Source organism: Mesorhizobium sp. M7A.F.Ca.CA.004.04.2.1 (assembly GCF_004022825.1).
GTDB lineage: Bacteria > Pseudomonadota > Alphaproteobacteria > Rhizobiales > Rhizobiaceae > Mesorhizobium.
Map to the genome: position 1 here is coordinate 1 of NZ_RZPH01000112.1, position 9,641 is coordinate 9,641.

Genomic DNA, 9,641 nt, shown 5'->3' on the forward strand with positions numbered 1-9,641 from the left:
CAAGAGACCTGAGGTCCAAGAGACCTGAGGTCACTCAGGTCCTTTCAGCCCTTGCCTACGCCTGGCCCTGCAAGATCACCCCCTCGCCAGCAGTGCCTCGACCTCCTGCAACGTCGGCATCGACGGTGCAGTCCCCGGTCGCGTCACGGAGATACCGGCGACGGCGCAGGCGAAGCGCACCGCTTGCAGCGGCTCCACGCCCCTCGAAAGTGCTGCGGCAAGCCCGCCATTGAAGGCATCGCCTGCCCCCGTGGTTTCGACCACCGGGCCGGCGCTGACGGCTGGAACATGGTCGGAGCGCTCCTTCGAGTGCAAAAGCGCGCCCTTGTCGCCGAGCGTGACGATGACCGTGCCGACCCCCTTTTTCAGCAGACTGTCCGCGGCGGCTCGCGCCTCGTCGACCGAGGACACCTTCATCCCGGTCAGTTCCTCCGTCTCGGTCTCGTTGGGCGTAAGGTAGTCGCAGAGCGTGTAGATGCGGTCGGGAAGCTTTGCCGCGGGGGCCGGGTTGAGGATCGTCGTCACCCCTGCCCCACGCGCGATCTCCAGCGCCCGCATGGCGGCTTCGATCGGCTGTTCGAGTTGGGTGACGAAGACGCCGGCACCGCCGATCAGCGTGGCATTGGCTTCGATATCGGCTGGAGAGATCAGCATGGCAGCACCGGGGCTGACGATGATGGCGTTGTTGCCGGTGGTCTCCTCGACGAAGATGTAGGCCGCACCGGTGTAGCTTTCCGGCGTATTGATGACGGCATTTTTCACGCCCGCCTGCGCCCAGGTCTGCCTCGCCATGTCGGCGAAGGGATCGACGCCGAGGCGGGTGAGGAAGGTGACGTCGGCGCCGAGCTTGCCGGCGGCAACCGCCTGGTTAGAACCCTTGCCGCCCGGCCCCAGCGTGAAGGATGTGCCGAGGATGGTTTCGCCCATGCGCGGCTGCCGCTGCGCCCTGTAGGCGGTGTCGGCGACGAACACACCCAATATGACGACAGGCTTCATGACGACCGGCTTGCCCGAAGCCATGCCGCTACTGCGCATCCGGCGGCACGACGCCCTTGCGAAAGGCGAAGCAGCCGTAGAAGCGGCGCTCACCTGTCTGGATGACGCAATAGGCCTGTTTGGCGCGCTCGTAGAAGGCATAGCGCTCGACCGCGATCATCGGCCACGACTTGCCCTCGGCCTTGTCGACCTCCCTTTGCACTTCGCTTTGTACGGGCGGAATTTCGTCGGGCTTGCCCACAATTTCCATGCGCGCGGCCGAGTCGTCGACGAATGTATCCAGTGGGTAGAGCGACAGCACCGCCTTGACCACTTGCGCCGCCGAGGCATCGATGCGCAGCACGCGGCCGAGCGCCGTCTGGCGCGCCACGGAATCGGACGGAAAATTGGTGTCGGCGATGATCAGATCATCGCCATGCCCCATTGCCCGCAATGCCTGCAGCACGTCGGCATTGAGCAGCGGGTTGATGCCTTTGAGCATGGTATTCCTCGTGAGTTGGGATCAGAGACGCTTGCCGGTCTCTGCGTCGAAAAGATGGATCTGGTCGAGCCGTGGCTTCAGCTTCAACGTATCGCCCGGCTTGAAGTCGTGACGCTCGCGAAACAGCGCCACCATCTCGCCTTCGCCGAAGCGCAGGAACACCAGCGTTTCCGAGCCGGTCGGCTCGACCACCGAAATCTTCGCCGGCACGCCGTCGGGATGAATTTCGAGATGCTCCGGTCGCACGCCATAAACGACGGCTTGCCCGTCTTGTGCGGCGTTGCCCGATGCGATCGGGAACAGCGTGCCCGCGATGTCGACACCGGGCTTGTCGCCCTTGCGCATGGTGCCCTTGAGCAGGTTCATCGACGGCGAGCCGATGAAGCCGGCGACAAACAGGTTGGCCGGTCTGTCGAACAGCTCCAGCGGCGCGCCGACCTGCTCGATGCGGCCGTCGCGCATCACGACGATCTTGTCGGCCATGGTCATGGCCTCGATCTGGTCGTGGGTGACGTAGATGGTGGTGGTCTTCAGCCTCTGGTGCAGTTCCTTGATCTCGGTGCGCATCTGCACGCGCAGCTTGGCGTCGAGATTGGACAGCGGCTCGTCGAACAGGAAGACCTGCGGATTGCGCACGATGGCACGGCCCATGGCCACGCGCTGTCGCTGGCCGCCGGAAAGCTGGCGGGGATAGCGCTTCAGATAGGGATTGAGGTCGAGGATATCGGCGGCGCGCTTGACCCGCTCGGCGACCAAGGCCGGATCGGTTTTCCTGAGCTTGAGGGCAAAGGCCATGTTCTGCTCGACCGTTTTGTGCGGATAGAGCGCATAGTTCTGGAACACCATGGCGATGTCGCGCTTGGCCGGCGGCAGATGATTGACGACGCGGTCGCCGATGGCGATCGTACCGGCGGAGACGGTCTCCAACCCAGCCACCATCCTGAGCAATGTGGACTTACCGCAACCCGAAGGGCCAACCAGCACCACGAACTGTCCGTCTGCGATATCGACGCTGACTTCGTGCAGAACCTTGACCGTTCCAAAGGCCTTGGCCACCTTGCTGATCGCGACTTGCGCCATATCTCCCCCATCGGCTCCATTAGCCGTAGGCGCAGAAGCTAACCAACGCGACCTGTCAGGGCAAGTCGGTCCCTTATAGATAAAAACCCGCTCTCGTTGACACGGCGTTGTGTTGTGAGAATAGTGGCAGGCGTTGGTCAAAATGTCGGTATCCGATCCGCAATCGGAACCTCAATCGACGCAGGGTGGGGTCCTGCCTAATTCGTTTCCGAAACGGGAGCATCTTTGGCGCTCCGGCGTCCGACAGTTGGCCGATTTATTCACACTGATGTTCTGGGAGGAATAGGCGATGAGAACGGGTCTTTACGACAAACTGGTTCGAGCCGGCGCCACAAGGCGCGACATATTGAAGGGCGCGGCCAGCATGGCCGCGATCGCAGCCGCATCCAGCGCCGGACTTGGCGCCTTGACGCGCCCGGCTTCCGCGGCAAGCGAATTGCGCACAAAAATCCTGCAGATCCCCGGCGTCGGCAAAGGCCAGCCGACGGACGCCGACTTCCAGAAGGTCGGTGAACTCTGCCTCGAAGCGACCAAGGCCAATGTCAAGGAAGGCGAATTCGCCGGCGTCGAGCTGACCTTCATGGGTCTCAACAACCAGAACCTGCACAATGTGCTGTTCCGCGGCTTCCTGAAGCCGTGGGAGACCTATACCGGCGCCAAGATCAACTGGATCGACCTGGCGCAGGCCGATTACAATGCCCGCCTGCAGCAGTCGATCGCGACCGGCACCGTCGATTTCGACATTATCGAAATGGGCGCGCCGTTCGAAGGCGATGTCTGCGGCAAGGGCCTGACGTCGGAAATGCCCGACTGGGTCAAGACCCAGATCGATTTCGACGATCTGGTCAGCTATCTGAAGCCGCCGGTCGGCACCTGGGACGGCAAGCAATACCGCGTGACCGTCGACGGCGACGCGCACAACTTCAACTACCGCACCGACGTGTTCGCCGATGCCGACCTCGCCAAGGCCTGGAAGGACGGCGGCGGCGAAGGTGAATGGGGCGTACCGAAGACCTGGCAGCAGGTTCAGGCGGTGACCAAGTTCCTCAAGGGCAAGAAGCTCAAGGACCAGGACGTCTATGGCTATCTCGACGCGCCAAAGCCCTGGGGCGGCTTCGGCTTCTATTTCCTCGGCAGTCGCGCCACCGCTTATGCCAAGCACCCCGACGACAAGGCCTGGCTCTTCGACGCCGACACGATGAAGCCGCGCGTCAACAATCCGGCCTGGGTGCGCGCCATCCAGGACGTCATCGACGCGCTGCCGTCCGAACCCGCCGACCAGATCAATGCCGATCCGAACACGACCGCCTTCCAGCAGTTCCTGGCCGGCACCGGCTCGATGGTCACTTGGTGGGGCGACGTCGGCTCCAACGTCAAGACCAACGACTCTTCCGTCGTCGGCGACGTCACCGGCTTCTCGATCCTGCCCGGCTCGGACGATGTCTACAATGCGAAGACCGGCGCCTGGGACAAGCTCGCCAGCGGCCCGAACTATGCGCCCAACTGCGCCTATCTCGGCTGGGGCGTCTATGTGATGGCCCGCGTCGATGCCGACGAAAAGAAGAAGAAGGCGGCATGGTCCGCCGCCGCCCATCTCGGCGGCAAGGACCTGTCGATCTGGACGGCGATGTATCCGTCGGGCTTCCAGCCCTACCGCAACTCGCATTTCGACATTCCCGAATGGGTGGCGGCCGGCTACGACGAGGCCTTCATCACCTCCTACCTCAAGTCGGAATCAGACAGCTACAACCATCCGAACGCGGCGATCGAGCCACGCATCCCCGGCATTTTCCAATACTACAGCGCCGCCGAGGACATCCTGGCCAACACTTTCGCCGGCAAGATGAAGGCGCAAGAAGGTGCCGACGCCATCGCGGCGGCCTGGGAGAAGCTGACCGATCAGATCGGCCGCGACAACCAGATCAAGCTCTACAAAGCTTCGCTCGGCATGTAGGCTGGCCTATGAACCGTGGTCCGGCGGCAACGCCGGACCACTTTAGACCGGCTCCGGCTCTTCGAGAGCCTTCAAACGGGCGAGATTTGTGGCTGACCAGACTTCGACCGCGAACCAGTGGCCGGCAGATGCCGGCCCTTCCGATCTGATCTCTCCAGGCCGCAAACGCCTTGGCTGGACGCTGATGGCCGTTGCGACGCTTGGCCTGCTGGCGACGATCGTGCTGGAGATCCTCTACAAGGGCAGCGCCGATACGATCGGCTTCGAGACCTGGCGCCCCGTCGTCTATGCCTATGTGCTGTGGGGCGTGGCGATCGGCGTCGGCCAGGTGCTGACGCGCGGCGAAGACGGCCAGCGTGCCCTGTTCCTGCTGCCGGCGCTGCTGTTCACCATCGCCATGGTGATCTTCCCGACGCTATTCGGTTTCTACATCGCCCTCACCGACTGGAACCTCAGCTCGTTCAGCGGCCGCAAGTTCAACGGGCTCGACAATTTCTGGCAGATGCTGGCCGATCCCTACTACCGCAACGCGCTGTTCAACATGGTGCTCTATGTGCTGGCGGTGGCGGTCGAATATGTCATCGCCTTCGGCCTGGCGCTGCTGCTCAACGCGCAAATCCGGGCGCGAAAATTCTTCCGCGTCGTCTTCCTGATGCCGCTGATGCTGTCCCCGGTCGCGGTGTCGTGGATGATCGGCAAGTCGCTGATGGAATACCGGTTCGGACCGGCAGCAACGCTGGCGCGCCATCTCGGCTGGGAAAATCCCGCCTTCTTCTCCGACCCGATCATCGCGCGCATATCGATCATGATACTGGATGCCTGGACCTTCATCCCATTCATGATGATCATGCTGCTGGCCGGGCTGCAGGCGATGTCGCGCGAGGTGCTCGAAGCCGCACGCGTCGATGGCGCCAATGCGTGGCAGACCTTCTGGCAGGTCACTTTTCCGCTGATGTTGCCGGTGTCGGTGACGGCGGTGATCCTGCGCATCATCTTCAAGTTGAAGCTTGCCGATATCATCATCACCGTGACGTCCGGCGGCCCCGGCGGCGCCACCGATTCCGTGTCGAGCTTCATCTATCGCGAATATCGCGACCGCTCGAATGTCGGCTACGGAACCATGCTGGCGGTGGCCTATCTGGTGATCATCGTCGTGTTCGTCACGTGGCTGTTGAAATTCGCCAACCGTTTTGTCCGCAATGTCAATTAAAGCAAGATGGGGGTGAGTTAAGCCCGATGAGCGTTCAGACCACCGAATATGTCGCCTCGGAGATCCGCTCGCCGGCGAGCTTCCTCGCCAGCCGCGTTTTCATCTATGGCGCGCTGGCCTTCTGGGCGTTCATCTGCCTGTTCCCGATCTATTGGACGGTGACAACCTCGTTCAAGACCGCGGTCGACGTCACGCAGGGCCATCTCATCCCCTTCGTCGACTTTCAGCCGGACTGGAAAGGCTGGCGCTCGCTCGGCCTGTCGCCGGACTCGATCTTCCAGACCTCGACGGTGCGCGAGGAGTTCCTCAAGCGCTTCATGAATTCGGTGATCACCTCGGTCGGTGCGTCGAGCCTCGCCATCGTCATCGGCAGCCTCGCCGCCTACGGGCTCACCCGCTATCGCTATCATTTCGCCTGGTTCAAGAACGAGGACATCTCGTTCTTCTTCCTGTCGCAGCTGATCCTGCCGCCGGTGGTGCTGGCGCTGCCCTTCCTGGTACTCTACCGCGAGGTCGGCCTGCTCGACACGCGCATCGGACTGATCCTGCTTTACACGCTGATGGTGCTGCCGATCGTCATCTGGATCATGCGCGACCAGTTCAATTCGATTCCCGTCGAACTTGAGGAAGCAGCCCTGGTCGACGGGCTGTCGATCTGGGGCGCGTTCTTCCGCATCGTCATGCCCATCGCGCTGCCGGGCATGGTCGCCGCCTTTATCCTGGCCATGGTGCTGTGCTGGAACGAGTATTTCTTCGCCGCCCTTTTGACCTCGACCGACGCCAAGACGATCCCCGTCATGGTGGCGAGCCAGACCGGCTCGCAAGGCATCAACTGGTGGTCGATGGCAGCGCTCGCCACGGCAGCCATCGCGCCGCTGGCGGTGATCGGCATCGCGCTTGAGCGCTATCTGATCATGGGCATGACCGCAGGAGCGGTGAAGTAGCAGGGCGGCCCGCTAGGCTGCCAGGATCGTGCGCAGGTGGTCCATGATCATGGCGACGCCCTTCTGCCCAAGCTCGGCCGAAGCATCCTTGGCGCTCGCCGTATACCAGCTCTTGTTGTCGTTGAAGTGAGCGGCATCGACAGCCTCCGGGCATAGCGCCAGCATCAGCGAGGTCTCGCCGATGCCGGCATGATCGAACGGGTACTTGCCGTTCATGTCAGCCGACATCAGCGGATGCACTTGCACCCAGTTGAAGAAATTTTCACCGGTGGCGTGCCCGGAATAGTAGTCGGCCATCGCCTGAGAGCCCCACCAGCCCTCGCCGCGCTCCTTTTCGAGGAAGCGGAAGATCGCCTGGCGGCCGGCGGTCTTGAACGCCAGATCGGTCGGCATGCCGGCGGCAAAGTTCTCGGTCTGGTGGTGGATGATGGCGTGGATGTTGCGAAAGCCGATGCGCAGCAGGCTGTAGAACAGCTCCTCGCCGAACGGCGCCAGCGCATTGCCGCCGACCTGCACCGAGCCGCTGCCTTCCGGGGGCGCCACCGCATAACTCGCAGCACCGTAGTAGAAGGGCGGCAGGATGACGACGTCCTTCTCCTTTTCGAACAGCTCCAGCGTCTTGACGACGGCCAGCGTGTCCATGCCGACGGCCATGTGCTCGCCATGGTATTCGAGCACGCCGAGCGGCAGAGCGACCGGCCAATTCTCGGCGATCGCCCTGCGGATCTGGTGTGGCAGCATCAGTTCGTAGCGCATGATCTATTCCATGTTGGTGTGGCGGGCGCGCATGGCTTCGGGCGACGCCCCGATCAATTCCCTGAGTTTCAGCACCATCACCTCGAACAGCAGGAACAGCGCGCCTTCGAACACCGAGCCCATCGGCAGCACCGATGTCTTCTGCGCCCCCTGATCGTTGGCCATGGTCTGCGCGGGAATGAGTAGGGTGAAGTCCGCGCGCTTCGCCGCGCTGCCTGCGGCCTGGGCGGTCAGCAGGAGATTGGTTGCACCTGCTTGGTGCGCGACCTGCATCAGGGTCAGCACGGTCGAGGTCTCTCCCGGCCCGGAGCTGACCAGGAAGACATCGCCCTGCCCCAGCGGCGGTGTGTTCATGTCGCCGACCACGGACACCGGCAGGCCCAAATGGTAGAGCCGCATGGCAAACCCCTTGACCTGCAAGGCCTCGCGGCCGCAGCCATAGACGACGATCTGTCGCGCGCCGGCCAGCATTTTGCAGGCGGCGTCGATCCGGCTTTCGTCGATGCGGGCCAGCACGCCGCCGAGTTCCTCAAGCGCGGTCTCGAACAGGCTTTTGCTCTTGTCGCTCACCGCGATCCTGCCATCAAAAATCACCCCTGGTATTTGCCGCCCTTGCTGCCACGAACAGCTTGATTTCGTTCATGCTAGCAACCGCGAAAATGCGTGTCCAACCCGCAGCTATGCTTTTGCCTGACCACAGGCGTGATAGTGTCATGTCAGACAAATCGAGCGAGGCAAACGGCAGCATATGAAGACACGGCATTTCGACCGCATCGGCAATGGCGGCATCAGTTTCACCGAGCTCGGCTTCGGCGCGGCGCCGCTCGGCAACCTCTACCGTGCCGTCTCCGACGAGGACGCCAACGCCACGCTGGAAGCCGCGTGGGCGACCGGCTGCCGCTACTACGACACCGCGCCGCTTTATGGACTCGGCCTGTCGGAAACGCGGCTCAACCCGTTCCTGCGCGGCAAGAAGCGCGACGACTATGTGCTGTCGAGCAAGGTCGGCCGCATCATGCGCGCCTGCCCGCCCGAAGAGCGCACCGGCATCGGCAAGTTCTTCGACACGCCGTCGCGCCGCGAAGTGTACGACTACAGCTATGACGGTGTCATGCGCTCGTTCGAGGCCTCGCTTGAGCGCCTCGGCGTCGACCGGATCGACATCCTCTTCGTCCACGATGTCGACATCTTCACGCATGGCAGCAAGGAAGCCTCCGACCGGCGCATCGAGGAGTTCATGCGCTCGGGCTATTACGGCTTGCTGTCGCTGCGCGACCAGGGCGTGATCAAGGCGTTCGGTGGCGGCATCAATGAGTGGCAGGTCGCGCAGACGCTGGCCGAGCGCGGCGACTTCGACCTGTTCCTGCTGGCCGGACGCTATACGCTCCTGGAACAGGAGGCGCTGACGTCCTTCCTGCCGCTCTGCCAGGCACGCGGCATCGGCATCGTTCTCGGCGGCCCCTACAACTCCGGCATCCTGGCGACCGGACCGAAGCCCGGCGCCTACTACAACTACTCGGAAGCGCCGAAGGACATACTCGATCGGGTCGCCGGGATCGAAAACGTCTGCAAGCGTCATGGTGTCAGGCTGATCGAGGCCGCCCTGCAATTCCCGCTGCTGCACCCCTCGGTCGTCTCGGTGATCCCCGGTGGCCAGCGGCCGAGCGAGGTCGAGAGCAATCGCTCGCTGCTCGATGCGAAACTGCCCCCAGCGCTTTGGGCCGATCTCAAGAAGGAAGGTCTGATGCGCGCCGAGGCGCCGACCGCATAAGCCGGCCGCCGTCGCGTCAGCGTCGGGCACAAAAAATGAAAAGCCGGGCAAGCCCGGCTTTTCTGAGGTCTCTGAAAAGAAAAAACGCTTAGTTGACTGCGTCCTTGAGGCCTTTGCCGGCCGAGAACTTCGGCACGGTGCGCGCCGGGATCTTCACTTCGGCGCCGGTCTGAGGATTGCGGCCGGTCGAAGCCGCACGCTTTGACACGGAGAAATTGCCAAAGCCGACAAGCCGGACATCGCCGCCCTTCTTCAGTTCGCCGGTGATCACGGAAAATACCGCATCGACCGCCGACTGCGCGTCACCCTTCGAAATGCTCGCGGCGTCGGCGACAGCGGACACCAGTTCGTTCTTGTTCATAAAAATTCCCTTCCATGAGAACACCGGAACTATCGACTCATCCGGCAGGAAACGGACTTTAGAAAGAAGCGCTCCCGCAACCAAGTCG

Annotated in this window: 10 protein-coding genes; 4 read left to right on the forward strand and 6 right to left on the reverse strand. The window is 62.7% G+C overall.

Annotated elements, in window-relative coordinates:
* Positions 1-75: 75 nt before the first annotated feature.
* Genes rbsK through ugpC form a run of 3 tightly spaced genes read right to left on the reverse strand, consistent with a single transcriptional unit; the run spans position 76 to position 2,557 of the window.
* Positions 76-1,020 (reverse strand): ribokinase, encoded by a 945-nt coding sequence (gene rbsK, locus EN893_RS07760; protein ID WP_127266591.1) that lies wholly within the window; start codon positions 1,018-1,020, stop codon positions 76-78.
* A 4-nt stretch (positions 1,021-1,024) separates the two neighbouring features.
* On the reverse strand, positions 1,025-1,477 hold the full coding sequence (locus EN893_RS07765; RefSeq protein WP_127266590.1) for an RbsD/FucU family protein: 453 nt from the start codon (positions 1,475-1,477) through the stop codon (positions 1,025-1,027).
* Between the two features lie 21 nt (positions 1,478-1,498).
* Positions 1,499-2,557, reverse strand: coding sequence for a sn-glycerol-3-phosphate ABC transporter ATP-binding protein UgpC (gene ugpC, locus EN893_RS07770; protein WP_127266589.1), 1,059 nt, complete (start codon positions 2,555-2,557; stop codon positions 1,499-1,501).
* A 289-nt stretch (positions 2,558-2,846) separates the two neighbouring features.
* On the opposite strand from ugpC, the gene EN893_RS07775 reads away from it, so the two are divergent.
* The 3 genes from EN893_RS07775 to EN893_RS07785 all read left to right on the forward strand — a co-directional run bounded on the left by EN893_RS07775 (position 2,847) and on the right by EN893_RS07785 (position 6,665).
* Complete coding sequence (locus EN893_RS07775) at positions 2,847-4,511, forward strand: sugar ABC transporter substrate-binding protein (RefSeq protein WP_127266588.1); 1,665 nt, start codon at positions 2,847-2,849, stop codon at positions 4,509-4,511.
* Positions 4,512-4,599: 88 nt separating this feature from the next.
* Positions 4,600-5,721, forward strand: coding sequence for a sugar ABC transporter permease (locus EN893_RS07780; RefSeq protein WP_128361469.1), 1,122 nt, complete (start codon positions 4,600-4,602; stop codon positions 5,719-5,721).
* 26 nt (positions 5,722-5,747) lie between these two features.
* Entirely contained in the window at positions 5,748-6,665 is a 918-nt protein-coding gene (locus EN893_RS07785; RefSeq protein WP_127268003.1) for a carbohydrate ABC transporter permease, read from the forward strand.
* Positions 6,666-6,677: 12 nt separating this feature from the next.
* Here the strand turns inward: EN893_RS07785 and EN893_RS07790 are convergent, their stop codons facing one another.
* Together EN893_RS07790 and EN893_RS07795 are read right to left on the reverse strand one after the other, a co-directional pair.
* Positions 6,678-7,421 carry a creatininase family protein gene (locus tag EN893_RS07790; RefSeq protein WP_127268004.1) on the reverse strand — a complete coding sequence of 248 codons (744 nt, stop codon included), beginning with the start codon at positions 7,419-7,421 and terminating at the stop codon, positions 6,678-6,680.
* A 3-nt stretch (positions 7,422-7,424) separates the two neighbouring features.
* On the reverse strand, positions 7,425-7,991 hold the full coding sequence (locus tag EN893_RS07795; protein ID WP_127268005.1) for an SIS domain-containing protein: 567 nt from the start codon (positions 7,989-7,991) through the stop codon (positions 7,425-7,427).
* A 178-nt stretch (positions 7,992-8,169) separates the two neighbouring features.
* On the opposite strand from EN893_RS07795, the gene EN893_RS07800 reads away from it, so the two are divergent.
* A complete protein-coding gene (locus EN893_RS07800; protein ID WP_127268006.1) occupies positions 8,170-9,192 on the forward strand; it encodes an aldo/keto reductase in 1,023 nt (340 codons plus the stop codon).
* Positions 9,193-9,280: 88 nt separating this feature from the next.
* Here EN893_RS07800 and hupB read toward each other — a convergent pair whose 3' ends face one another.
* Positions 9,281-9,553: a DNA-binding protein HupB gene (hupB, locus tag EN893_RS07805; protein ID WP_127268007.1), complete on the reverse strand. Its 273-nt coding sequence runs from the start codon at positions 9,551-9,553 to the stop codon at positions 9,281-9,283.
* Positions 9,554-9,641 lie beyond the last annotated feature (88 nt).